Raw genomic sequence first — 24,093 nt, 5'->3', positions numbered from 1 at the left:
TTCCCGCTCAATCCCTCAAAACAGTTGTGACATCAGGGATGCAGGATGAGCTTTCCCACACTCTCCCGTTCCTGAAGCCGTTTGTGGGCACGGGTAGCGGCTTCGAGTGGGAAGGTTTCCTCGACCACAGGTTCGACATCGCCATCGGCGACCGCCTCGACGACGTCGAGGACGGCCGAGAGCGCTCGGTCAGGGTTCCGCTTTAGCGCCTCCTCGAGATGGTAGCCGAGGACGGATTTATTCTGGAAGAACAGACGCGGCGTCGCGACCGTCGGGACCCGTCCGCTTGCCATACCGAAAGAGACGACACGTCCGCCCGGCGCGAGAGCCTCAACGGCATCGGTGAAGACACGCCCGCCAACACCGTCCAGAACGAGGTCGACATCCCTCACCGAGGTCTCGATGTCGTCGTAATCGATAGCTCGGTCCGCGCCACGCCGACGGACGAACTCTCGCTTCGTTTCGGTACTCGCCGCGCCGACCACAGTGGCGTCAGTAGCGTCGGCGAACTGGACGGCTGCAGTCCCAACACCGCCCGCAGCCGCAGTTACTAACACTCGCTCGCTAGCGGTCAAGTTGCCCCACTCGAACAAGGTATTGTGAGCGGTCAGGAACTGTACTGGGAGCGACGCAGCGGCCGGGAATGAGAGATCGGCCGGAACCGGTATCGTCGCATCCGCTGGCGCGACGGCCTTCTCGGCGTACCCGCCCTGTGAAACGAGCGCGGTCACACGCTCGCCGACCGCGAGGTCGACTTCGCTGCCGGTCGATTCGACGACACCAGCCACTTCCAATCCGGGCCGATATGGAGGGGTTGGCCCATCAGGGTAGTTTCCGCGCCGCTTCTCTACGTCGGCGAAGTTGACACCCGCAGCGCGGACGTCGATCCGAACTTCACCTTCGCTGGGATGAGGAACCGCTTCCTCGGCCGTGGAGAGGGCATCGGGGTCCCCGTGTTCCGTGACACGGACTGCGCTCATCGTTTCCCGCGTCATGCTGCCTCCACCGCGCCGACCTCTTTGAGACGTTGGTCCCGTTCCTCCTCGACCTGCTCGAGCAGCTGTTCTCGGCCCGATTCCGTAACCATCCGGTCGATGGTAGCCTCGACGAACGGGAGTAGTTCGTCGATCGTCTCGACGACGACGGCCGTGTCCACCCCAGCGTCGAGCAAGTCCTGGACCCTCCGCACCCCGAACGTGACGTGGCGGGCTTCGTCCTGCTGGAGACGCTGGAACCCGCTCGTGAGCGCGGGCAACGCTAGTCCATCGCTCGATTCTTCGCTGTATCGCTCGTCGACCCACTCGTAGGCCGTCTGTGCAAGGACGCCCTCGACTACCAGATGGTAGTGGCTGTACGCGCGGGCCCGCATTTCAGGGTCAGCAGTCGTCAGCAATCGTGCCATCGCGTCGGATGTCCGGCGAAGCAGCGTCTTGTGGGGCTCTGCGTGCCAGCGGTCGGCCGTGGGATCGGTTCGGGCGACGCCGCGTTCGTCCTCTACCTGGTGAATCACCGTCTCCCAGTACTGTTCGAGGAACTCTGCGTGTCGGGCCTCATCGTACAATTGCGTCGCAACAAACCGCTGATCGGCGGGATCATTAAGGACGACGGCAAGTGGTGCGAGGTCTTCCGTCACTTCTTGCTCGCTAGCGCCGAATTGGGCGAGAAAGCCACGTAGGCGAGTGAATTCGACCCGGCCGAGTTCAGTCATGGTACGGAGATCCCGTTCAAAGTCGATGTTGTTAGGGTCCCAGTGTGTTGCCATCGCCAGACGGGCAGACCGGCGCGATTGTTCATCTGTGGTAGTGTTGGGTCCGCGACTTGGGCGCTCCTCCGTCATGTATCTGCCATTGGAAACCGTCGCAAAAGGTGCTACGGAGCAGATATGGAGACAGCTGACGCTACCTGTTGCTCTCCGAACCCATCACAGTTGGTCATCCTCATGAAGTAGGTCGTCGACGGGACATAAGGAGCGATCATCGTCGAGTGCAAGTACACGGACACGGTCGGACGACCGGTCGTCCAGAAACTGCACTCGGCGATCGCGACGTTTGGCTTCGATGGTTCCAGCGGGGAATAGTCGTCACCCCAGGTCGGTTCACCAACCTCGCCGAGACGCGAATCGAGATATCTACGATGGGCTCGAAAACGAGTGACAACTCCAGTTCTAACTTTCTGACTGGGCCGGGAGATCGACGTCGAAGCTTATTTCTTCGACGAGATCTCAGATACGCTGTTCGACTTTGTCGTTGAGGATAGACGAGGTCTTGTGCGTGTCTGATTCCGTGTCTCGTAGTGGCTTCAACTCCTGAGTCTCGTCGAACCGTCTTTCGACGTATCGCTCGGCGGGCGTACGTTGAGTGGCCAGCGTATGATTCGACACCACTGTACGATCGAACGTCGCTCGCGGGACTGGAATCAGATGTTCGGACGATCTCGGAAACGTGGTTCAGACATGAAAGTCACGACTCGGTCGAGCAGTTCGTCTGTTCGCTGCCGCTCGCCTACTTCAGATTCGAGGCCCACGACCGCTACACGGAGTCGACGCGCTACGAGATGAACACCCTCTTTCGAGTGTTCGTGCTGAAAGAACTCCATGGATGGGACCACGAGACGGCACTCGTCGAATTCCTCGAGTGCCACCCTGAACTTCGCGAGCAACTCGAGCTCGATAGAATTCCGAATCAGTCGACGCTGTGGCGCAGCTGGCACGAGCGCTTCACGGGTGAGTTGCGTGAGACGGTTGAGACAGCCGCCCGGACAATCCTGATCAATGCCCAGAACGCGGGTGTAAGCGTTCCGCGTGACCCAAAACGGACGCTCCCCCAACGAGGTAACGACACCGATGAGTCCGACCTAGACGGTCAGACTGTACTGGAACAGGCGGAAGCGATCACAGATCACATCAGCCGCGTCGTTTTCCCGGCGTTCTCATTGGACCGTGGTGAGGGTTGTGAGATCCATGAGAACGCCTACTGGGACTTACAGACCTATCTCGGTCTCCGCGAGAACTTGGCTGCCAACGAGGGGGCTCGGAGCTTCATTTGCGAGTCAACGCGTGATCGGAAACCACTCGGGCACGCCCATCGCGAGCATATTCGTGACCTCTCGATCGCGGAGATTCGCGAGATGTACCGCCAAGCAGTGAAACGTCTACTGGATGAAGTCGCGGAGACAGAGCAGTTCTTTCGAGCGGGAATCATCGCGATCGATATCACGGAAGCTGACCCGTTCACGGGTGACCGAAGTGGGCACAAGGACGAGATTCTCGGAACGAAAGAGAACACCGACGAGTACGCCTACCAGTGGGCGACAGTCCAGCTGGTCGGTAATGCTGTCCCACTTGTGCTCGATGCGCGGCCAGTTCGACGAGGTAAGTCACGCAAGGAAATCGTTGAGGACTTGCTGGATTCGGCTGAAGGGCTCGTCCACGTCGATAACGTCCTGATGGACCGGGAGTTCGACAGCCAGCACGTTCTGGAGATGATCAGCCAGCGTGGACTGTCCTACGTCGTTCCGAAACGGATGCAGACCAGCGAGAAAGCTCAGGCGAAGCGGTTACTCCAACAGAGCCAGGACCGGTACGAGACCGACCGCAAACTCCATCTCGGGAAGAACGAATGGCACGAGACGACGCTGATCTACCGACGCAAAGAGAACTCTGAACACGACGATCACCGGCAGTACTCGGTGTTCATGTCCAACCGTGGCAGTGGATTCCTCAGCGAGTATGGGTATCGCTGGGAGATTGAGAGCGGTTATCGGTCGATCAAGCGATTCATGGCTGCGACAACCTCGACCGATTTCGGACTGCGGTTCTTCTACTTCGTGTTTGCGTGTCTTCTCTACTCGATTTGGCGAGCGGTCGATCTACTCGTCCAAGTCGAGTTGACGGGTGAGTACGAACACTCACCCATTGTGACGGCCGACAATACGCTTACGCTGCTGAAGAAGGAGACCGGAATTGGATAGGGAGGTACTCTGTCCGGGGCAAAGCGGATTCCTGAGTGGCAACGCTGTCGTGAATCTTGGAAATTCACCGTTCTAGTTGGTAGTACTACACGAGAAGACCAACGAGAGAAGATTCGAAGTAGCTTCGCCTCGAGAATTTGGTCGAAACCACGCATTACAGCCCCTCTAAACCCGCCGTAGTCTCAACTTCCGGGGTCCGGCAGTAGTTGAGACGCGTCGTCTCAATGCATATGGAAGCCTGGCGCAGTTCATAAATAGTATGAAGGCGTAGTTTGGGATAGGACGATGGCACGAATTACCGGCTCCTATCCAGACGACCTCGACCTCCTCATCGAGGGTGCTGTCGAGGCTGGTGTGTTCGGGGGCAAGAGCGATGCGTTGCGAGAGTTCGTGCGTAAATACTTCGAGGACCACGAAAACGAACGCATTGCGGCTGCAGTCGCCCTCTACGAACGGGAACGAATTACGCTCGGTGATGCTGCGAGACTTGCCGACGTCGACCGTTGGACGATGCGTGATATCCTCCGTGAGCACGGCGTCGAACTCCGTCTCGGACTCGTCGACGAAGACGACGCAGCCTACGAGGTAGAGGCAGCAAGCGAACTCGAATTCGATGACGAGGACTCGGACGACGAGGAGTCACGCGCGAAATGACAGGTGACGATATCCCACCCAACCCGAGCGCTCTGAACACGACCGTCCTCTCGAATTTTGCGTACATTGACCAGCTGTGGGTGGTTGCAGGACTCTCTGGGATCTGTACGGTTCCAGTCGTTCGCGAGGAACTCGAAGACGGGGTCGACGACCACCCGTATCTTCAGTCAGCACTCGATACACTCGACGATGAGATCCCAGTCGCGACGATTTCGGACACCGTCGCAAACAGAGAGGCTGTTGTTGGTGGCCATCTCGATCCCGGCGAGGCCCAAGCGTTCGCCTTGGCGGACGCAGCGGACGGCCGCCTACTGACCGACGACGGGGATGCCCGGTCGTTTGCGAAAGATCAGGGCGTGACCGTTGTCGGATCCGTCGGAGTTCTGTTGGCTGCAATCGACGCTGGGAAGATCGATGAAGCGACTGCTGACGAGTGGCTGTCGACGTGGATCGATGAAATCGGGTACTACGTCCCGTATCGAACGATTTCGGAATATCGATGAGGAACTCGCTCGAAGTTCGAAACGCCTGATTAGTGTGACCGTAAACACGTCTATTACCAATGAGTGAAGCCGACAGACGATTGTCAGACGAGAGCGAACAACGGTTTCTGGATCTCTATGCCCATCTGTTGGTGTACGTCAACGAACGGTTCGATGTCATCGAAGGGATCGAAACAGTCGCTGATCTGGAACAGCACTACACTGACGAGCTTCTCCCACTCCGAAATACGCTGTACAACGAGTCAACGACGGACCTGATAGAGGACTTCGTTGAACAGAATCCTCCCGAACTGTCAGAAGCTGATCTCGAACAGGTCGCAGCGTGGACTGATTTCGTCGCCGGAGAGTTCGTCGCCGTTCGCTATCGAGCGGACGATGCGATCTTTCTCGATTGGACAGAACCGCCGAAAGCATACGCAGTCCGGCCGGCTCGGCTGCCGTTCACCGAAGTGTGGGACGAATCTGCACTTCCAGTCCCGGTTTCGAGTGTCGTCCTATTGCCGTTCGAGGACCAGATCGTCTACGATGGATGGATCGGTGTCAAGAACATCATATTCGGGGGCTCGCTCAGTACCGACATCGACGACGAATACGAGGAGGCCAAACATCGTTTCGGCATAATCGACTCGCTTCCAGTACCCGAGGAAGACGAAAAGACGGACGCCGAGGAGTTGCGCTTCTATATGAAGAACAAGCGTAATCGGGAGCGATACGCGTCGGAGATCGAGCAGTTGCGGGAGAGAACCGACGAACTGGAGTGGATTTACCATCAGGAGACGGGGAAGGCTCGAGCTCGAAGCTTGGGTCGAGAACTGCGCGAGTTGGGACTTAACGAAGCCTATGTGGCGATCTACGACGATCGGATCATCACTAGTGCGCCCTCCGAATCTGAGGTTCACGAGCTACTCGAAGAGATTATGCCCGCTGGGAAGGTTGATCACCCCTATATCTACCACTTCGATCCCTGAACGAGAGTCCACAGCCTACGACTGGAGTTGCGTGACAGTCGATGCGATTTCGCTTTTGGACGGTTCGCTTGAGAACTCGAACACTCTGTCTCCGACACCGAAGGCGTATCTCTGGTAGGAGACATCGACGTGAATCCAGCATTCGACATCGCTGTCTGTCGCCTCATACTCGGCTTTACCTGTATTCTGTCCGTGCTTCAGCACATCGAACAGGTACTCTTCGATACGTGGCGAATTCGTGATTCGCAAGAGATGGTCGGCAGCGACGTTGTCCAACACGTCTGCTGGGGTTCCGTATCCTTGGCCGACGAGATAGAACTCGCCGTCGTACTCGTGTGACTCGATCTGAACACGGAGTGCGTACGTCTCAGCCATATCGGTAGTTCCGGAGAGACACGTATCAGACTGTCTGTTACGGAGACTGCCCACCGATGGCCGCGTTGTGAACAAGATTTAGTCTGAATGGGCCACAACCACAGTATATGTCTTTCACCGCCAGCTGGCACACGCTTCTCGAAGAACTCGATGACCTTCCTGAAAGTGCGACGCTCATCACGCCGCTCTCCCATCACCGATTTCGTATTACTGACGTACAGGACGCTCGCGTCATTATCCATTTCGAAGACAGGGATGAGACGCGGCCGCTCCAGCGAGACCAGTTCGAAACGCTCTATCGGCGAATCGAGGACGCCCCCGACGGGTTTGATCTTGATCGTCTCCCGGCAGATGCCGATCCGTATCCTGCGGTGTGGAGTGTCCATCCACGATTCGAGGTTGATGAGGATGCTGGTGTCATCACTCAATCAGAGATCGCGACGGCGACGCAGGTAGTCAACGCGGAACAGGAACCCACGGACGAGGACCGAATTGAACCCGACGGACTGGCTGTCTATTCGGACGCGCTCCTCCTCATTGATGCACTCGAACGTCACGAAGTGACTGATCTCCCTGAATTGGACACAGATGCGCTGGTGAATCTCTACACACTGCTCTCGGATGTCCAGCGAGATGCGAACGACTTCCGCCAGGAGGTCGCAGATGTCCTCCTCGCTCGACTCCATCACGACCGTCCGGTCTCTGGGCAGTATGGCTCTGTCCAGCGGACGAGTCGCCGCAATCGCTCGCTCAAAGACGACGAGGAGGTGTTAGATCGCCTTGGAAACGCTGGTATCGACCGTGAACGTGTGCTGAGCGTCGACCGCTCGAAAGTCGATGAAGCACTCGAAGTGACCACACTCTCTGAATCGGATGTCTACAACATCGAGGAAAGCGAGTACGTCCGGAAGGCAGAGGTCGATGAAGACGTGAAAGAATCTCGGCTCCAGGGGTTGAAAGACCGTCTCGCCGCCAGTGATGACGACGAAGCTGAACAACTTCGAGACGAGATCGAAGACCTAGAGCAGCGTATCGACGACCTCACGAGCTTCCGCACGGGTACGGAGATGCAAGGATGACTGCCTACCGCTTTCGCGTCAAATTCGATCCGGACCCGACATCGCTGTGGCGAGATATCATCGTCGGGGCAGACAGGACGATCGCCGAGTTTCAGTCGGCGATCAACCCCGCATTCGGACTCGATCAGGGTCATCTCTGGTTTGTTGGGGACGATGAGAATTACTGGGACAGCGCAGTCAAATACCAGTGCTTACAGGAGTATGAGGAATCACTTGGTGGCGATCCGGTATTACGCACCGAGCGGATCGAGAACGCGGGTGATGTGACGATCGGTGAAATGACTCGTCAGCTCGGTCTCGAACAGTACGACCGCATCTGCTATCTCTACGACTACGGCGACGAGTGGCGCTTCTACGCTATCCTGAAAGAGATTCTCAGCGAGGAACCGAGTGACACAGAGCCAACAGTCGTGAAAGAGAAAGGCGATCCGATCGACGACCAGTACGAGCCGTCGGGGGCCGATGAGAGCGGCCCTCTTCTGCCTGATCCGCTGTATTCTGTACTTCCAGAAACCGCTGTGCCCGTTGCGGACCTCCGTGAACTGGAGGAGCACGAGGATATCGTCCACGTCATTCCGTTGCTCAGCATCGAAACCGGGTTCGGAGCAGTCTGTGAGCGGTTCGCGATTCAGTTCAAGGAGACAGGATACGTCCTCGAAAATTTTCAGCCGGGGTGGCAGATCGTCGAGGAAGTCGATGGAGCAAACAAGCCCGAAGAAGAACTCCTCGCCGCGCTTGCGGACGCAGTTCGCGAGTGGCACGCTGAGATCGCGGAGATCTCGGGAGCGATGACGGGACAGCACTTCGGCGAGGAAACTGTCAAAGCGATGCACGTCGAACTGGAAGCCGAACTCGAACGCAAAGGGTACGGCCACCTGTTGTAGTAGTCGTCTAGCCCTCTGTTGATCTGGACGAATTCTTGTGCGTGTCCTACTGACTATCCCGTAGTGGCTTCGACTCCTGTCTCTCGTCGCACGGTCTTTCGAAGCATCGCTCGACAATCGTACGTCGAGTGGCCGGCGTATGATTCGACACCACTGTATGACCGAACGTCGCTCGCGGGACTGGAATCAGATGTTCGGACGATTTCGGAGACGTGGTTCAGCCACGAGAGCCACAACTCGGTCGAAAAATTCGTCTGTTCGCTGCCGCTCGCTTACTTCAAATTCGAGACCCATGACCGCTATGCGGGATCGACGAGCTACGAGATGGACACCCTCTTTCGAGTGTTCATGTTGAAAGAACTCCACGGATGGAACCACGAGACAGCACTCGTCGGATTCCTCGAGTGCCACCCTGAATTGCGTGAGCAACTCGGACTCGAGAGCGTTCCGAATCAGTCGACGCTCTGGCGTAGCTGGCACGAGCGCTTCACGGGTGAGTTACGCGAGACGGTTGAGACGGCTGCCCAGACGGCCCTGATCAATGCCCAAAACGCGGGTGTGAGCGTTCCGCGTGACCCGGACAGGACGCTCCCTCAGCGAGGAGACAGTACCGGAGACTCCGATCCGGACGAGCAGACCGTGCTGGAACAGGCGGGAACGATCACGGATCACGTCAGTCGCGTTGTCTTCCCGGCGTTCTCGATGGATCGCGGAGAGGGTTGTGAGATCCACGAGAATGCCTACTGGGACTTACAGACCTATCTCGGCCTCCGCGAGAACTTAGCTGCCAATGAGGGGGCTCGGAGCTTCATTTACGAGTCGACGCGTAGTCGGACACCTCTGGGGCACGTCCATCGTGATCAGATTCGTGACCTCTCGATAGCGGAGATTCGTGAGATGTACCGTCAGGCCGTGAAACGGCTACTGGATGAAGTCTCGGAGACAGAGCAGTTCTTCCGAGTCGGAATCGTGGCCATCGACATCACTGAAGCTGAGCCCTTCACCGGTGATAGAACAGGTCACGAGGATGAGATCATCGGGACAAAAGAGAAGACCGACGAATACGCCTATCAGTGGGCGACCGTCCAGTTGGTCGGGAACGCTGTTCCACTCGTGCTTGATGCTCGTCCCGTGCGGAAAGGCGAATCACGCAAAGAAATCGTCGAGGACTTGCTCGATTCGGCTGAGGACCTCGTTCACGTCGATAACGTGCTGATGGACCGGGAGTTCGATAGCCAGCACGTTCTGGAGATGATCAGCCAGCGTGGGCTCTCTTACGTCGTTCCGAAGCGGATGCAGGCTAGTGAGCAAGCTCAGGCCAAGCGGTTGCTCCAGCGCGACCAAGACCGCTACGAAACCGACCGGAAGTTGCATTTAGGGAAGAACAAGTGGCACGAGACGACGCTGATCTACCGACGGAAAGAGGACTCAGAACACGACGACCACCGACAGTACTCGGTGTTCATGACGAATAGAGGGAGTGGACATCTCACGGAGTACGGGTATCGGTGGGAGATCGAGAGCGGCTACAGGTCTATCAAGCGGTTTATGGCCGCCACCACGTCGAAGGACTTCGGACTGCGGTTCTTCTACTTCGCGTTCGCGTGTCTGCTGTACTCGATCTGGCGAGCCGTGGATCTGCTCGTCCAGGTTGAGCTGACCGGTGAATACGGACATTCGCCGATCGTGACGGCCGACAATACGCTGACGCTGCTGAAGAAAGAGACAGGGATCGGATAACAGGTCCTCGCTCTGGGGCAGCGCAGATATCTGAGTGGCAACGCTATCGAGACTCTCGGGAGAACGACGATATAGTTGCTACTGCGACAGGAGTATGCGAACGAAGGGTGATCTGAAGCAGTTTCTGCTTACTGATTCGGCTGAGACCACGCATCACAGCCCCGCTAAACCCACTGTAGTCTAACTTCCACCGAATATAATAAATATAGCGATATACGATATACAATTTCTTGTAGTGCGGAATTTCGACGCTATGAGCCTCCAGATACTCGATTTCTCCCGATGAGACGAATACAGCAAGTGATCTTGATTACTCTGATAATCACGACCAGTTTGAAGTACCCCGACGCCGTCGGTGAAGCACGAATGCTGCAACCCCCTCACAACGGCGCTTCCCCCGGGTAGAGCCGACAAGACCGGGCTCCGAGTTTGCTCTGACTCTCCTCAGCCGGGGTCGAGGCGATGGCGAAGAAACGCACTCGATATAGAACTAATGACCTCAACCTATATTAAGACAAAGCGCGAACGGTGTTGTATGTCCGAAGACGAACCGAACTCCGAGGGCCTAATGGAACGCCAAACCACGGGCGAAGACCGCGTGAGGATGACCGCCCGGCAGCTTTCGGAGCCTCAGACGGCCAACTGGATCGCCTCGGAAGCGGGCTGGTCACACGAGCCGACCAAACGCGTCCTCGATCGGCTCGTCGACGATGGCATCCTCCACCGGGACGAAAGCGGTACTCACACCACGTATTACCCAGATTATCGCCGCCAAGCGATGCAGGAGGCGATGCGGCTTCGAGACAGCGGGCACACTGTCGAGGAGCTTACGGACCGTCTCGCCGATATGAAGACGCAGATTCGCGACTGGGAGGGCGAATTCGGCGTCGAGTCACCGAATCAGCTTCGCGGAACGCTCGCTGACGAGTCCCTTGACGGTGACGAGGAAGACCGTCGCCGTGAGATTGCCCGCGAGTGGGAGCACCTTCAGCGTCGTATCCAGATCGTTGGCTTTGCCATCCGCGAATGGGACTTCCTCGCTCCGACGACAGAGTCTGCCGAGGCCAGCAGCTAACGGATGTCGGTCCCGCATCCAGGTGGTGACCCGAACGCGAACCTCTACGCCCAATTGAAGCGGGACGTCCTCGACCGTGTCCCCCAGATCACGGCCGTCGAGTACGTTCCTGACGATATCGAGGCCAAGCAGCTGCGGGCGGTTTTTGATCCAGCCCGCCTTAATCCCCCAACGGGCCCTGATTCGCCGGAACTGACCGTCAAGTGGTATCGACAGGACCCTCACGACTGGTTCCGTATCAACTACACCGATCCGAACACGGGCTTTCACGCCGGCTGGCACCAGGACGAGGACCATCCCGATCTCGGACGGGCGCATTTCCAGTACTCTGCCGCCAATACGGAGGACCGCTGGGGGATCACATTTGAATACGAGACTCCTTCCCTGATCCTCTGGGAAATCGTCGAAACGCTCTTCGAGGACGTCCGTCCGACTTACCAGTACGCGAACGAGGAACGATGACACCTCGAGAACGCACTAATCAGTCACTCGCGAGTTCCTTCGAGCGCTACCTCCAGGACAAGGGGAAAGGCCGCGGCGGCGACGGTGGGAACTATCGACGTAACGCTGCACGCGAGCTTGAACGGTTCGCCGAGTGGGCCGCCGGCGACCGCGGCGCCGACGACTGGACCGGGATCGTCTCCGACGACGTCGACCGCAAACCGACCTTCGACGATCTCGACGAACGCGTGTTCCGGGAGTACGCCCGACATCTCGGTGGAGATCGGGGACTCAAGCAGAACACGGTACAAACCTATTACCGCTATATCTCTGCCTGGTGTGGGTGGTGTGTCAACGAAGGGTATCTCGAGGCGCATTACGCGCAGCGGGCGAGTGCGATGGCACCGTTACCGGAGGACGACGGCCGCAAGCCCGGCGACCAGCAGGCCTGGACGTCTGAACAGCGCCACGCTCTCACCCGCCACGTCGACGAACGGGCCCGCGACGCTGTCGAGGCGTACACGACACTCCCAGAGGATACTGACCCCCTCGACAAGCAGCGAGCGCGCTACGTAGCGCTGAAGGCGACTCGTGACCGGGCTCTGGTGTTCGTCCTCGCGTACACCGCTGTCCGCGTTGGCGAACTCCTCCGAGATCCAAACGACCCGCGCCGGCGCGGCGTCCGCTGGGAGGATCTCTCCCTCGACGACGGGAGTATGGACGTCTACCGGAAGAAACAGCAGTGGGACGCCGCGAGTCTCCCCGATCCAGTGATTTCTCCGCTGCGAAGCTATCGCCAGCTGATGGACCCGCCGACGGAGCAGTGGCCGGTGTTTCCGACGTTCGACCAACGGACGCTCGCAGAGCTCGTCCAGGATGACCTCGCCGATCGAGGGGAACGCCCAGAAGCAATCACTGAACGCCGTGCGGAGTACGCTCGCGACCTGCTGCTGGCGCTTGATCAGGACATTCGGCCTCCATCGATCACGACGGACGGCGCACGGTCGATTCTCCAACGGCTCTCAGAGGCTGCAGAGATCGACATCGACCATCCGAAACACGACTATCTCGCGCCCCACGGTGGTCGACGTGGAATGGGCGAGGTGCTAGTCCGCGCGTTCGGGTACACTGTTGCGGCTCGCTATCTCGATAACTCGGAGGAGATGGTTCGTGAACGGTATTCGCATATTGAAGCCGGTGAATTGGGTGATGTCGCAACTGAAGCACTCGAACAGATCGATTGACGCAAGCGTTTATACGGGAGGAGAACCTAGATTAGGTTAACCAATGAGCCTTGACCAAGCGGTTGACGAAGCGCTCGCGACGTACAATATGTCGCGCAGCGAAGAGGCCGAGGAAACGGGCCGAACAGTCGCCACGCTTCAAGACTAGTAGAACCGCTTAGTTGAGGTCTCGGATTTTTTCGGCGAATTCTGCTTTCGAGAGGCCAGACGTCTCTTTTAGCTCCGGATAGCCGGCACGTTCGACAGCCTCCTCAACAAACGTTACCCAGAGATCTTCGTGCTTCTCCGCGTAGGCGATTTTCGCCTCACTTGGGTACATATCCAACTCGTATTCAGTCAGATCGATCTCGACTGCGTGTTTTCGCTCAAGCGTCCGCGCACCGAAGCTATACAGGTGCTTGAAGAGGACGTTCTTCCGTCGAACGGTCAACAGTCGCTTCGATTCGTTGATGTACTCGTTCACCCACTCTCGCCAGTCGTAGGATTCTGGATCGGTCTCTACAGAGGTTTCCGGCATAGCGAAATCCGGATTCAGTCGCCGGAGGTAGAACTGAATCAGCGCAACAGCGGTTCGATGGTTGGCATTTGGAAGCGCGTGCTTGAGGATCAGGTTCGAGGCGAGTCGGCCCGCTACGTCTGTTGCTGATCCTTCCCACGACGTCCGGTCGAGAACGTCCGGCAGTGCATCGACGTCGATATTCTTGTACGCCTCAACGGGAGTTCCCTCTTCTTCTTCGTTCTGAGCGATAAGTGCGCGGTAAATCTCGAGAAGACGAACGATGATGGTACTGTTGTCGGCACTCATCTCTGAGAGCGACTCGTTCAGGTTAAAATCAATCTCTTGAACAGGCCCACCGCCGACGCGGGATGTGTAGATGACGTAGAACGGTTCGTCGATATCGTATTTCTGGACCTTCACAGCGACGTCGTCGCCGTAGTCGACGATCTTCGAGACGATTTTGGCAGGAGCTGGATGGACGAAGTCAAGGGAGAACTGCTTGTCGCCGGGGTGGTGGTAGTAGACGTGGCCCATCTGCGTGCGTATTACTACTCATCTGTGCTTCTTAATCAAGTTCACGAGCGAGATTCTCTTCGAAAAGTCGGTGGACTGCTTTTTTATACTGCTAAGCATGCCGAATACCTATTTCTCCAGTTATGGCCGTCCGTGGTCTGAATTCAGGTGTCTCATTCGTGCGTCTCTCGACGTTGTTCATGTTCATCGTGAGTCAGTTCTCCGCGGGCGTAGGCGAGAAGGGGCTCCTCGACGACGGAAACGGCGAGGTTGTAGAGCTCGAGTAAGCGAGCTGATTCTCATTCTTAACCAACAGATGCCCAACTTTCTCAGTGGATGTTGGTTAAGACTTTTTCTACTAGGTCAACAAGTGATTTGGTTATAATTTATCGGATAAATTTGCACCACTTGGCAGCCAGAAAGCATTTATTCCTCATCCAGCTACCGTGCCAATATGTACCGGGACTCAGCCGGTGCATACCCATACCCGCATGTATGATTACGAGGTCAGTCACCATCGAGGACATCGATGACCTGTACCTGATGTGGAACGACCACATCAACGCCTCCGCCCTCTATCTCCGCGCCCTCCGCGAGGAAATGGAAGTCCGCGGTGTTGACCCCGATGAGCTCCGCGACCTCCTCGAACGGGCCCGCGAGCAGGGCTACACCCTCGAAGAGATCGCAGAGGACACCAACCGATTCGACGACCTCCAGTCGCTCGTCGAAGAGCAGCAGAACCAGCCAACGGCTGGAGACGCCACCGATGATTGACCCGCTATGTCACAGGACCAGACTCCCTCCGACCCTGAGCGTAGCACTGACACCGAGTCACCGCTGACTGGGAAAATCCCTCGGCAGGCAGCGCTCACCATCGTCCTCCTGAGCCTGTTTGCCGTTCAACCGGTTGCAGCCCAGAGTAACGCGGTCTGTAGCGCAGACAACCTCCCGAGTATGATTGAGGGGTTCTTCCAGCTGACCACCGCGCTGGGGATCGTCGGCCTCGCAATCGTTTGGCAGGCTGACTCCCTTATCGAGATGTTCACCCTCAATCCCGAGCAGAAGAAGGGGCTCAAGCGCCACAAGCGTTCGGCGATGAAGTCCGCGGTCGTCCTCGTCGTCCTCGGCCCGCTCTACACCGTCGCCGGGTCAATGATGGGCCTCCCGCTGGCGCAGTGCGTCGACCTCGTCCCCTGGTAAGCACTCCACAGCACCGTTGCGAGCCCTATGAACCACCGAGAGCTCTCCGTGCTCATGGCCGGCTTGCTCGCGACGAGCCTAGTCACGGGTATCGTCGCCGCTGACCCGCCACGACCAGGTACGGAGGGGAATGGGCTCACGGAAAACGAGTCGGCAACGCTGTGGTCACGTGATGCGGACAACTACATCAGCCAGGAGGAGTACCGCCAGCGCTACGGCGAGGACCGCTCCGCCGTCCATCAGGTCGCCAACGGGACGGACGTTACGTTCAAACGGCCGCCCGCGACCGCGGCGACGTGGACGCGGAACGACTTCGAGGACCTCGACGCCGCCGGCCCAGATACGTCCGTGCATCCGCCGCACGCGGACCTCGAGGAGGGCGTCTTCATCGAAGATGCTCACGCGACGATCTTCGCGGTCCAGCCCTCTACTCGTGGCCACCTCGAGTCCGGTGAAACCCCACTCTACATCGCGCCGAATGGGACGATGCGCGGGTTCGTTGATTACCGCGTTCGCGTCCCCAACGGGAGTTCCTCCGGCAACACGACTATCTCGTGGTCGCTCACGGAGCACGAGATCGAAGAAGTCCGGTTGAAGAAGGACGGCGAGACCATCGCCGAGCGTGACGGAGCCCATACGCCTGTCCTCGACTACCAGATCGAGGACGACTGGAGTGCGAATCTCACGCTGGAAGCGGAGATTAGCGTCCGGCTGAAGAAAACCGTCAGGACCGACCTGGGTGACCGGACGGACGTCGACGTCACCTATCGGACGGAATCACACAACGTCTCCGATTCGATCGCCGTCGAGATCTACGACCTCTCGGCGTACCCCTACTACGCCGAGTATCCGAACGGCGAAGCCGGCGTGGCCATCTTCCAGTCGCGGCCGTGGCAAGGTCTTCGGCGCACCGGGCTCCTACGAGGTCGACTGGTGGAGTCCAGCACCTGGGGAGGACTGGGAACCGGTCGAACGTGGTGAATTCGACGACGTAGAGGAACCAGACGAGGTATCACATCTCGCGTAGCGGATTGCAATCCCGCAACGACTGCGTGGTGTTGTTCCTGCGCCGGCGATGGGTGCCGGCGCACACGCGCCGGCGAGTATCGATGTCGACACGGAGTCAACTCCGATTCGTCCAACGAGTCGAACAGATTGGTGAGACAGATGGCAGTGCCGACCGCGTCGCGCAGGTGTACCGGCATTCGGATGGCTACCCGGGGAGCGTCCTCCGGGATCTCATACAGCTGAAAGGGCTTCTCGATGCGACCCGTGCGGAGCGCGGACCGGGGTACACAGCGGCGACGTTCATGTTCCTCGACAAGCTCTCGACGGTCGACCTCTATCTGGATGGCGACCTAGAGCGAACGATCGACGCGACTCAGCCAGCGGATCTCCTCAAGCCGGCCAATATGGAACACCTCGACCAGCCATTGTTCCTGCTTGGCCACGGCGTCGAGGATCCAGCTGACGGCATTCACGGCGACGAGGAGTATCTCTACGTCGTGGAACTCCCGACGGAGAACCCGTTCGACGAGCCGACTGAGTGGACAGTCGAAGTGAGCGGTCGCTCTGCATTCCCCCGCTGGGACGGCCCGACCGACGAGGCTTTCGAACGGGCAAACTGGCAATTCCGCGGACCTCTCGAGGACGCACTCAGAGACGTCGTCACCGAATAGGAGATTCGTCAACCTAAATCCAAAAACGTATTTATACGGGTGAGTGTTAAGGTATACATGGATGATTTCAAAGGCCGGACTCGCCGTGATTGACGCGCTGAGTACCGGTCGCGAGGCGACGCCAGTAGACCTCGCAACGGAAACCGGGTATTCACAGGCACACATCTACGAGGTGCTCGATGACTTGCTGGACGCGGGGCTCTTGGTCGAACGCCGTGGGCCCAACAACCAGCGGCAAGTCCGTGTCGCGGACCACCCGGTCATTGAAGCATACCGGACGTTGCAGTCGGAACTCAGCCACGTTGAATGGGCCGACCTCCTCTCGCCTGCTACCCTCCAGGTGTGCTGGTTTCTTGACGAGCCCCGCCGAGTATCCGAGATTGCAGAGCGACTCGAGATTACTCGACAAGGCGTTCATAAGGCGCTGTCGCCGCTCAAACATCGGGCGATGCTGTCCCCGTCCGGCCCCGAGTATGCGGTGAGTGAGGACCTCGTGCCACTGCTGGCATTCGCGCAGGCCGTCGTGACCCACGAACACCGATCACGAGCACGGGAGATCGCGCCGAGTGCGACTGTCGAGTGGTGCGATCCGAAACGCGCACTCGTCCGCGTGCAGACCACCGAGGATACGGACACGCTCCTAGACAGACCTGATTGGCAGGTCACTGGACTCGGTCGATTCGAGGAGTACGGGCTACAGTTCTTCCTCGCGGGCGAACCCGCGTTCTGGTATGCACCCGACGAGGAACTCACGCCCGCCGACGTAGTGTGTCACACCCTCGTCCGCAATAGTGAATCCCGTCGCGTTAGCTATGCAATGCTGTTGATCGAAAAGTTGGACATCGACCAAGAGACGCTCACAGACACTGCAACGTGGTACGATCTGGAATCCACGATCGCTGCGATGTACCAGGCACTGCAGGAAGGGGTTGAGGACTCGGACGAGTTCCCTGTCGTCCTTCCAAGTGAATCAGAATTTATGGCGCTCAAAGAGCAGTACGGAGTCGCATGACTGTATTCAAGGGTGGCGAAGCGATCAAAGATTTCCTCGAAGAGTTCGACAGTTGGCTGTCGGAGTCCGTGACGGTGTATCTCCTCGGCGGATCTGCGATGACAGTGCGGGGATTGAAAGACCAGACCGAAGATATCGATCTCGCAGTGGGTGTGGTGTCCGAGTTCGAGCACGTCCACCAGACGCTCACGTCTGAAGGATTCACGGTTGTCGATGAACCTACGGAGTCGTTCGAGGGCGTCGGAAAAACCGTCGAACTACATCACGAAGATCGTGGTTTTCGGATCGATCTCTTCGAACGGCAGATCGTCGGGAAAGTCTGGATCACCGACCGGATGCATGACCGGGCCGAAGAGCTCTGGACCGGGCGTTGCGTAACCGCGTTCATCCTCTCGGATGAGGACATGTTCCTGCTGAAGGCAGTCTCCGGCGGTGACCTCGGGAGTGGCCGTCGACGCGATATCGAAGATATGCGGAAATACGCCCAGCGTGGGCTGGACTACGAATCGATTCTGGCCGAGATCGACGAACAGCGGCCATTCAACACCGGATCCACGGAAGCACAGCAGATCCATGACCGTTCACATCCGCTGTTCGCGATCGAGACAGCGGTAAACTCGCTCTCGGGGCTCCCAAACACGTTTACCTCCCGTATCGAAGAATTTGCGACGGAATTCGAGATCGAATACACCATTCTGAGAGCAGTGGACGATGGGATCGACGACATCGATACGATCCGAGAGCGAGTACTCTCGGATGTGCGAGTGCTTTCAGACGACCAAGAAGACGCCGTCGCTGACGCGATTGACCGACTGGTCACCAAGCAGATTCTCGAGCGCGACGGCGAGACGGTTCGACGCCGGTGAGCTGGCACTTCGTCCGCAGTTGTTGTTTGTCGCCCCCCGAGGGGTGCGGGGGTGTTCGAAGGAGCCTCCGCGGACCAACCGATGAGTGGAATCAGCGACCCACAATCGCACGTACAGTCACGAACCTCGGATGATTGCGATGTCGTCTACGTCGGCTACCGTCGTCAAGGCCGCGTTATCGTGGAGAAACGACCCGACCAAGAACAGCTGACACCGGAGCGAAGTCTTGAACTAGTAAATCACAGTCCAAGCGGATTCGAGGTTGGGTATTGTGGCAGCGGGCCGGCCCAACTCGCGCTCGCACTCTTGCTCGATTACACCGACGACGAGGACGTCGCCCTCGCGGAGTACATGGAATTCAAGGCCAAGGTCGTGAGCCAACTGGAGTGTACAGAACCCGACAGCTGCTGGCGGCTTACCGGGCGCGAGATTGATGCAGCCCTTCGCGAGCTAGCTGACGAACCGGTCGCACCGTCCGCCTGAAATCGATTCCAGAGAGCAACCCATGTCAGAACACTCGCAGCAGTCTCGCACGAACGCTGAATCGACAGAGAACAACGAGCGACAGACACGGACCGAGTACGTCGAGCGAAGCGACGTCGGCGTCTCCCTCACGGTGAAGCTCAAACGCGGAACCGGAACTCGAGATCAGGACGAGGTGATCGCGAAAGCGAAAGGCAAGACGCTCGAAGACGCCCGCGAGGATATGGAGACCCTCCGCAAGTATATCCACGACCTCGCCGAAGACGCCCGCCAGATCCAACCAAGAGACGACGACGAGTAGCGGGCCGATGCTGTTTCTCGTCGCCCCAGGAAGCACGGAGGCGACCAAGAGTGAGCGACACAGAAGAGCAAGACTCAGATTCGAGCGACCTATCCCCGGAACAGCGCCTCGACCCACCGAATACACGGCTCATCAACGCCGGTATCACGACGATCAACGACATGGAGACGCTGCGAGCATGCGTTGCCTACGAGAACACCCACCAGCAACGCGTCCAGATCCTTCGCCGGCTCGAAGACCGGGCCAGCGAGCTTCGGTCAGACGATACCTGACGGGACGCTCGCGGGCTGTTTGTCGGCGCCGTCACGGGTGGAGGCTCGAGATAGATGAGCGATCGACCCGAGATCGAGATTCAACGACAGACCGCATTCGGTGACGATGGCCAACTCGAAGTGACCGAAACGAGCGTCGAGACCTCACTCGAGGATTTCGGCGCTGACGTGGATCATCGCGACCGCGATTCGCGTCTCGATCGGCCCGAAGCGAGTGAGTTCGGTGTCGACGATCGACCCGAAGCTGAGCAACCATCCGAGGGCGATCAGTCGACGCTCTTCGCAGATACGGACGAGGATCAACAGACCCTCGCTGGCGACGATGCAGCCGCTCGCTGCCTTTTCGAAGAATAGACTTGCCTCTATCGAGTGGTTGTCTGATGGATTGTTATAGTCTGAACTATAATAATGGCTGTGTTGAATCGCTGTAAGGCGTAGAGATTCACTGTTTGACGAAGCGCTTGATGTTATAGACGACACACATCAGCGCGATCTCGCGGAACTCACGAAACCATGACCGCGCTCGCACGGCGAAGCCGAGCGAGCGCTTCACAGCCGAGTTCACAGTTTCGGTCATAGAGCGCTGATTGTAGCGGTTATCGTCGATTCTAGCGTTGTGGGCGTGATCGTACGAAGCGAAGATACGGTGCTTGATCAGCGGTCTGATCCCGATCTCACGTAATCCTTCACGAAGCGATTGCTTGTCATAGCCTTTATCGGCCGCGAGAGACCGCAGATCGCCCGCGTTCCGGCGGGCGATCTGCTCAGCAAGGTCTGCGTCGCTTCCTTCCCGATTCGTTGAGCAGTGAACGTCAAGGACGGCTTGAGACGCTGTATCGACGAGTTTTGTGACTTTGAGTTTTTGAACGCGGTAGCTGATTCGCTGGCAGTAGTGGCGGCTCGCTGGTGAGCGGTCGTAGAACGTGGCGTCAATCGCGGCGTGTTCAGAGAGATCGTGCAGCTGCGCCGACTGGCGCAGCAGCACTCGACAGACGCTCATGCTGATCCGATCGAACGCCTTACACAACGTGGACGGTGCGGGGAGATCGGCCGCGTTGAGGCCGATCTCCCCGGTTATTTGTGGCATCTCTTTGAGCAGGTCGATCGTCATGCGGTACGATGAATCGAGGTAAATCCGCAGACAGTGAAGGGAAACGAGTGCATAGTCGGCGAATCCGCCGCCACCGTCCGGGGCGGCGGATTCGCCTCCATCGCCAGTAACTCTTTGAGCAACCGGCACAACTTCCCCGATGAAGCGGGAGATTTGCGTCATAGACAACCGCATTCTCCCGCTTCAGCTCCTTTGATTTAGCGGCCTATCTCGCTGCTGTATGGCGATTCAACACAGCCCGACACTTCGACCAGGGGCTTCTTCACGCCCTTTACTGCCGCCAACGATCGGCGGTTTGCCGGTGACAACACCCGGTGTTGTCTCACCTTCTTGCATCGAGTACGCGTCCATCAACCACGCCATAGTTTGTGGATCCGTTCCCATATCAGGCGCGGGAATATCCTGATTGGGGCCGATGGCATCACGAAGTTCCTGCGCGAACCGACGAGTGAGCCGCTCCTTTTCGTCCGAACTCAGGTCCTTTGGATTGACAGCGACGCCGCCTTTGGCCCCGCCGAAGGGCAGGTCCATAACGGCACACTTCCAGGTCATCCACATACCGAGTCCGACACACTCGTCTCGGGTGACGTGCGGGTGGTACCGAAGCCCACCCTTGTACGGACCTCTGACGCTGTCATGTTGGGCTCGATAGCCCGTGAACACTTCGACAGTTCCGTCGTCCCGCTTGATGGGGATCGTCACCTCGTGAACCTTTTTCGGGTGTTTGAGACGCTCGACGACGTTCGGATCAATGTCGAGGTGATCGGCAGCTTGGTACAGCTGGCGACGGGCCGTTTCGAGCGCAGATTCCGACTCGATCGATGATTCCGCCTCGTCGCCTGACTCGTCGCGGGTAGTATCGGCTTTGGAGGCCATAGTCATTCGAGCGGCATTTGACGGTTTCGCATCGATCCACTACAGTCGGGACACTGGTCGGGGCTGGTCTCTGCGATGATGATTTTTCCACACTCGAAGCACTCGTATGTGGTTTCTTCGTCTGTTTCAGGGTCGATATCTTTCATAGTGAGTTCACGAGTGCCAGCACACAGACCAGGGCACTCTACATACGGATAATAAGTGTATAAGGGAATATTGGGCTGTTGATTAACAAATGCCTTGTTTTGCCGCCTAGTGACGACGTTCTCAGACGCTCTTACTGTAATATTCCGTTAGATTAACCCGGAAATGGACGCCGTCTGGCGATATGGCATCGCTCAGACGGCTTGCTTGGATGTGTCGAGATCTTGCCAAACAGCATGTTGATGATCCGGACGTACCCGCCGCGCCGGACGGCGCGGACGGGTACGCCGAGTGGGTGCAGATCGCGTTGATCCTGTACCGCGTCGAACTGGAGAAGAGTCTCCGTGAGACCGAAGACTACCTCAACGAAATGCCCGGCGTCCTCGCCGTGTTTGATCTTGACGACGCACCGCACTACAGCTCGTTTTGTCGGTGGGAAAAGGAGTACCGAATGCGTGAACTCCGCCGCCTGCTCCGCGCTTCGGCGGAGCAGGCGGGCTGGAGTGGTGAAGCCGCAATTGACGCAAGCGGCTTTCAACGCGATCAAACCAGCTACCACTACCGCGACCGCGCAGACTTCTCGTTTCAGTCGATGAAGACGACGATTTTGATCGACGTGAATTCGCTAGCGATCAAGGACGTTCATTTCACGACGCAGAAGGCATGGGACGGTCATATTGGGATGCAGGTCTTCCGCCGGAACGCGGAAGACCTGCGCGTGTTATCTGCCGACGCAAACTACTCATGGAGCGATCTCCGTGAGGAGTGTCGCTCCAACTCAACGCGACCACTGATCAAGCACAGAGAGCAAACACCGCTACAGAAGGCTCACAACGCCCGGATGAATGAGGATTACAACCAGCGCTGGATGAGTGAAACGGGCTTCTCGCAGTTGAAGGAAGACGACGGCGAGAAGCTACGCTCCCGGAGCTGGCACGGCCAGTTCCGGGAGCTCACGCGGAAGTGCATCATCCATAACCTAACGCAGGCGGCGAGTTAGGGCTCGCCGCCTGCTCCCCCTTCTCCGGACATATTTGGGAGAGGCATCGCCATCGTCATCTGATCAAGGGAGTAAGATGGCATAGTTTTGACTCTTCGAGCAACACCGTCAGCGGCAGCTACTACATCTTCTGAGTGTAAGAACCGTGCTTTAACGCCGTGAAACCGTGAGTTACCGACCCTACCCCGACGCTGTCTTGCGTTCAACAAGGCATTAACAAACCATCTCAATGATCCATAGTTTGTTATTCAACCGTCTTAACAGAAGCAGCGAGAGGGAGGTTGTTCTCTTCAAAAATCGTCGCAAACAGTTTGCGCTGGACGGTCCGAGCGTGTGTATAGAATGCGGGCGGAGAAATTCCTAACGTCGCTGCAACGTCTTCCCCGGTGCTCTCGCGTGGTGATTCGAAATACCCACTGTAGTATGCGGTTTGGATCACCTCGAGTTGTCGCTCGGTTAGCTTGTCGAGGAACTTCGAATAGAGATCGTGTGCAGCGGTCTGGTCGAGTGTCTGTTTGGAACGGAGTTCGACAGTGGAAAACGTCTCGCGAACGAGTTGCGTGATCGTTCGGACGTCGATACTGTCCGGGATATCGATGACGAGTGTCGTCGTGATCGGATCAGCCGTCGCTTCACGAAACACGGCGCCATGATCGGCCAGTTCTAAGGCGAGAAACGGCTGTGTAAGCCGGAGTCGTAGAACGCCGCCTTCATCCTCGGTGCTGATCGTCTGGACATCACCGATAGCAACCAACTGCGAGGCGGCTTCTACGACGTCTTCCAGCGATGCGTTTTTAACGGTGACGAACACATAACTCCCCTCTCTGGATTGCTGGACTCCCCCCTGGTACGAGAGAGTACACCCAGCGTCCTTCGCAAGTCGTGAGAGGACGAATACCGGATCATCGATGGTGAACTCGACACGCGTCATCGATGTCGTAAGTAGCGCATTTTTCCGCTCGATCGCACTAAGAGCAGACGCAATTGTTTCGCCGAGTTCGGCCAAGACGGCTTTCGTCGTGTCGCCGAACGCATCTTGGGTCGGCGCGTAGACCGTCAGGACGCCGTGCGTGAGGTCGTTGTACACGAGGGGAATGCTCAATACCATCCGTCTTTAGCTAAGCGAAGAACCGCGTGACAGCAGCGGCTTATCGAGGCTACTTTTCGGAAGGAATGAGGAGGTGTCGAGTGTGTACAACGAGACC

Annotated in this window: 26 protein-coding genes and 5 pseudogenes; 23 read left to right on the top strand and 8 right to left on the bottom strand. The window is 57.8% G+C overall.

Annotated features, from left to right (window positions below; translation table 11 throughout):
- Nucleotides 1–32: 32 nt before the first annotated feature.
- Together ACZ45C_RS12735 and ACZ45C_RS12730 are read right to left on the bottom strand one after the other, a co-directional pair.
- On the bottom strand, nt 33–995 hold the full coding sequence (locus ACZ45C_RS12735) for a quinone oxidoreductase family protein (RefSeq protein ID WP_460559363.1): 963 nt from the start codon (nt 993–995) through the stop codon (nt 33–35).
- Nucleotides 992–1,708, bottom strand: coding sequence for a ferritin family protein (locus ACZ45C_RS12730; RefSeq protein ID WP_460559361.1), 717 nt, complete (start codon nt 1,706–1,708; stop codon nt 992–994). The genes ACZ45C_RS12735 and ACZ45C_RS12730 overlap by 4 nt, the downstream gene beginning before the upstream one ends.
- A gap of 261 nt (nt 1,709–1,969) precedes the next feature.
- Here ACZ45C_RS12730 and ACZ45C_RS12725 point away from each other — a divergent pair.
- The 5 genes and pseudogenes from ACZ45C_RS12725 to ACZ45C_RS12705 form a co-directional block, all read left to right on the top strand.
- A pseudogene (locus tag ACZ45C_RS12725) lies at nt 1,970–2,112 on the top strand (restriction endonuclease); the annotation flags it as partial.
- A 180-nt stretch (nt 2,113–2,292) separates the two neighbouring features.
- Nucleotides 2,293–3,969, top strand: a complete 1,677-nt coding sequence (locus ACZ45C_RS12720) for a transposase (RefSeq protein ID WP_464374326.1) — start codon at nt 2,293–2,295, stop codon at nt 3,967–3,969.
- 285 nt (nt 3,970–4,254) lie between these two features.
- On the top strand, nt 4,255–4,623 hold the full coding sequence (locus tag ACZ45C_RS12715) for a UPF0175 family protein (RefSeq protein WP_460561851.1): 369 nt from the start codon (nt 4,255–4,257) through the stop codon (nt 4,621–4,623).
- On the top strand, nt 4,620–5,126 hold the full coding sequence (locus tag ACZ45C_RS12710; RefSeq protein WP_460561853.1) for a twitching motility protein PilT: 507 nt from the start codon (nt 4,620–4,622) through the stop codon (nt 5,124–5,126). Before ACZ45C_RS12715 ends, ACZ45C_RS12710 begins: the two co-directional genes overlap by 4 nt.
- A 59-nt stretch (nt 5,127–5,185) precedes the next feature.
- Nucleotides 5,186–6,094 (top strand): hypothetical protein, encoded by a 909-nt coding sequence (locus ACZ45C_RS12705; protein WP_444683506.1) that lies wholly within the window; start codon nt 5,186–5,188, stop codon nt 6,092–6,094.
- 15 nt (nt 6,095–6,109) lie between these two features.
- On the opposite strand, the gene ACZ45C_RS12700 is transcribed toward ACZ45C_RS12705, so the two are convergent.
- The gene (locus tag ACZ45C_RS12700) at nt 6,110–6,469 is read right to left on the bottom strand and encodes a hypothetical protein (RefSeq protein ID WP_444683505.1); all 360 of its coding nucleotides are present in this window, start codon (nt 6,467–6,469) and stop codon (nt 6,110–6,112) included.
- 107 nt (nt 6,470–6,576) lie between these two features.
- Between ACZ45C_RS12700 and ACZ45C_RS12695 the strand changes: the two genes are divergently transcribed.
- The 6 genes from ACZ45C_RS12695 to ACZ45C_RS12670 all read left to right on the top strand — a co-directional run bounded on the left by ACZ45C_RS12695 (nt 6,577) and on the right by ACZ45C_RS12670 (nt 12,932).
- The gene (locus ACZ45C_RS12695; RefSeq protein ID WP_460561855.1) at nt 6,577–7,548 is read left to right on the top strand and encodes a hypothetical protein; all 972 of its coding nucleotides are present in this window, start codon (nt 6,577–6,579) and stop codon (nt 7,546–7,548) included.
- The gene (locus tag ACZ45C_RS12690; RefSeq protein ID WP_444683503.1) at nt 7,545–8,432 is read left to right on the top strand and encodes an IS1096 element passenger TnpR family protein; all 888 of its coding nucleotides are present in this window, start codon (nt 7,545–7,547) and stop codon (nt 8,430–8,432) included. The genes ACZ45C_RS12695 and ACZ45C_RS12690 overlap by 4 nt, the downstream gene beginning before the upstream one ends.
- Before the next feature lie 63 nt (nt 8,433–8,495).
- Nucleotides 8,496–10,172 (top strand): transposase, encoded by a 1,677-nt coding sequence (locus ACZ45C_RS12685; protein WP_464374325.1) that lies wholly within the window; start codon nt 8,496–8,498, stop codon nt 10,170–10,172.
- A 493-nt stretch (nt 10,173–10,665) separates the two neighbouring features.
- Nucleotides 10,666–11,247, top strand: coding sequence for a DUF7342 family protein (locus ACZ45C_RS12680; RefSeq protein ID WP_058984797.1), 582 nt, complete (start codon nt 10,666–10,668; stop codon nt 11,245–11,247).
- Between the two features lie 3 nt (nt 11,248–11,250).
- Entirely contained in the window at nt 11,251–11,709 is a 459-nt protein-coding gene (locus tag ACZ45C_RS12675; RefSeq protein ID WP_058984796.1) for a hypothetical protein, read from the top strand.
- Nucleotides 11,706–12,932, top strand: coding sequence for a phage integrase SAM-like domain-containing protein (locus ACZ45C_RS12670; RefSeq protein WP_460560798.1), 1,227 nt, complete (start codon nt 11,706–11,708; stop codon nt 12,930–12,932). The genes ACZ45C_RS12675 and ACZ45C_RS12670 overlap by 4 nt, the downstream gene beginning before the upstream one ends.
- A gap of 157 nt (nt 12,933–13,089) precedes the next feature.
- Here the strand turns inward: ACZ45C_RS12670 and ACZ45C_RS12665 are convergent, their stop codons facing one another.
- Complete coding sequence (locus ACZ45C_RS12665; protein ID WP_079235334.1) at nt 13,090–13,965, bottom strand: DUF8172 family protein; 876 nt, start codon at nt 13,963–13,965, stop codon at nt 13,090–13,092.
- A 474-nt stretch (nt 13,966–14,439) separates the two neighbouring features.
- On the opposite strand from ACZ45C_RS12665, the gene ACZ45C_RS12660 reads away from it, so the two are divergent.
- The 11 genes and pseudogenes from ACZ45C_RS12660 to ACZ45C_RS12610 all read left to right on the top strand — a co-directional run bounded on the left by ACZ45C_RS12660 (nt 14,440) and on the right by ACZ45C_RS12610 (nt 20,111).
- Complete coding sequence (locus tag ACZ45C_RS12660; RefSeq protein WP_460560801.1) at nt 14,440–14,718, top strand: hypothetical protein; 279 nt, start codon at nt 14,440–14,442, stop codon at nt 14,716–14,718.
- A gap of 6 nt (nt 14,719–14,724) precedes the next feature.
- The gene (locus ACZ45C_RS12655) at nt 14,725–15,144 is read left to right on the top strand and encodes a hypothetical protein (protein ID WP_074878673.1); all 420 of its coding nucleotides are present in this window, start codon (nt 14,725–14,727) and stop codon (nt 15,142–15,144) included.
- Nucleotides 15,145–15,171: 27 nt separating this feature from the next.
- Nucleotides 15,172–16,056: pseudogene (locus ACZ45C_RS12650) on the top strand (DUF8186 domain-containing protein); the annotation flags it as partial.
- Nucleotides 16,034–16,171: pseudogene (locus tag ACZ45C_RS12645) on the top strand (DUF7567 family protein); the annotation flags it as partial. The pseudogenes ACZ45C_RS12650 and ACZ45C_RS12645, both read left to right, overlap by 23 nt.
- 82 nt (nt 16,172–16,253) lie before the next feature.
- On the top strand, nt 16,254–16,823 hold the full coding sequence (locus ACZ45C_RS12640; RefSeq protein WP_460560803.1) for a hypothetical protein: 570 nt from the start codon (nt 16,254–16,256) through the stop codon (nt 16,821–16,823).
- Nucleotides 16,824–16,884: 61 nt separating this feature from the next.
- Nucleotides 16,885–17,835 (top strand): MarR family transcriptional regulator, encoded by a 951-nt coding sequence (locus ACZ45C_RS12635; RefSeq protein ID WP_460560805.1) that lies wholly within the window; start codon nt 16,885–16,887, stop codon nt 17,833–17,835.
- Nucleotides 17,832–18,701 carry a hypothetical protein gene (locus ACZ45C_RS12630; protein ID WP_460560807.1) on the top strand — a complete coding sequence of 290 codons (870 nt, stop codon included), beginning with the start codon at nt 17,832–17,834 and terminating at the stop codon, nt 18,699–18,701. Before ACZ45C_RS12635 ends, ACZ45C_RS12630 begins: the two co-directional genes overlap by 4 nt.
- An 81-nt stretch (nt 18,702–18,782) precedes the next feature.
- Nucleotides 18,783–19,184 carry a DUF6166 domain-containing protein gene (locus ACZ45C_RS12625; protein WP_460560809.1) on the top strand — a complete coding sequence of 134 codons (402 nt, stop codon included), beginning with the start codon at nt 18,783–18,785 and terminating at the stop codon, nt 19,182–19,184.
- 22 nt (nt 19,185–19,206) lie between these two features.
- Nucleotides 19,207–19,485 carry a DUF7389 domain-containing protein gene (locus ACZ45C_RS12620; protein ID WP_460560811.1) on the top strand — a complete coding sequence of 93 codons (279 nt, stop codon included), beginning with the start codon at nt 19,207–19,209 and terminating at the stop codon, nt 19,483–19,485.
- A 50-nt stretch (nt 19,486–19,535) separates the two neighbouring features.
- Nucleotides 19,536–19,757 carry a DUF8129 domain-containing protein gene (locus ACZ45C_RS12615; protein ID WP_460560813.1) on the top strand — a complete coding sequence of 74 codons (222 nt, stop codon included), beginning with the start codon at nt 19,536–19,538 and terminating at the stop codon, nt 19,755–19,757.
- Nucleotides 19,758–19,811: 54 nt separating this feature from the next.
- Entirely contained in the window at nt 19,812–20,111 is a 300-nt protein-coding gene (locus ACZ45C_RS12610) for a hypothetical protein (RefSeq protein WP_460560815.1), read from the top strand.
- Between the two features lie 88 nt (nt 20,112–20,199).
- Here ACZ45C_RS12610 and ACZ45C_RS12605 read toward each other — a convergent pair whose 3' ends face one another.
- From ACZ45C_RS12605 to ACZ45C_RS12595, 3 genes and pseudogenes are all read right to left on the bottom strand, one after another.
- Nucleotides 20,200–21,030 (bottom strand): IS5 family transposase, encoded by an 831-nt coding sequence (locus ACZ45C_RS12605; protein WP_200532188.1) that lies wholly within the window; start codon nt 21,028–21,030, stop codon nt 20,200–20,202.
- Between the two features lie 72 nt (nt 21,031–21,102).
- A pseudogene (locus tag ACZ45C_RS12600) lies at nt 21,103–21,744 on the bottom strand (Glu/Leu/Phe/Val dehydrogenase dimerization domain-containing protein); the annotation flags it as partial.
- A 2-nt stretch (nt 21,745–21,746) separates the two neighbouring features.
- Entirely contained in the window at nt 21,747–21,890 is a 144-nt protein-coding gene (locus ACZ45C_RS12595; protein WP_460561831.1) for a rubrerythrin-like domain-containing protein, read from the bottom strand.
- Nucleotides 21,891–22,072: 182 nt separating this feature from the next.
- Between ACZ45C_RS12595 and ACZ45C_RS12590 the strand changes: the two genes are divergently transcribed.
- A complete protein-coding gene (locus tag ACZ45C_RS12590; protein ID WP_464374304.1) occupies nt 22,073–22,888 on the top strand; it encodes an IS5 family transposase in 816 nt (271 codons plus the stop codon).
- Between the two features lie 244 nt (nt 22,889–23,132).
- Here the strand turns inward: ACZ45C_RS12590 and ACZ45C_RS12585 are convergent.
- Nucleotides 23,133–23,993, bottom strand: a pseudogene (locus tag ACZ45C_RS12585) (bacterio-opsin activator domain-containing protein); the annotation flags it as partial.
- Nucleotides 23,994–24,093: the final 100 nt, after the last annotated feature.

It is taken from the genome of Halorubrum pallidum, assembly GCF_055380345.1.
The sequence above is the reverse complement of the archived record's forward strand: the minus strand, read 5'-3'. Positions and strand labels throughout refer to the sequence as shown.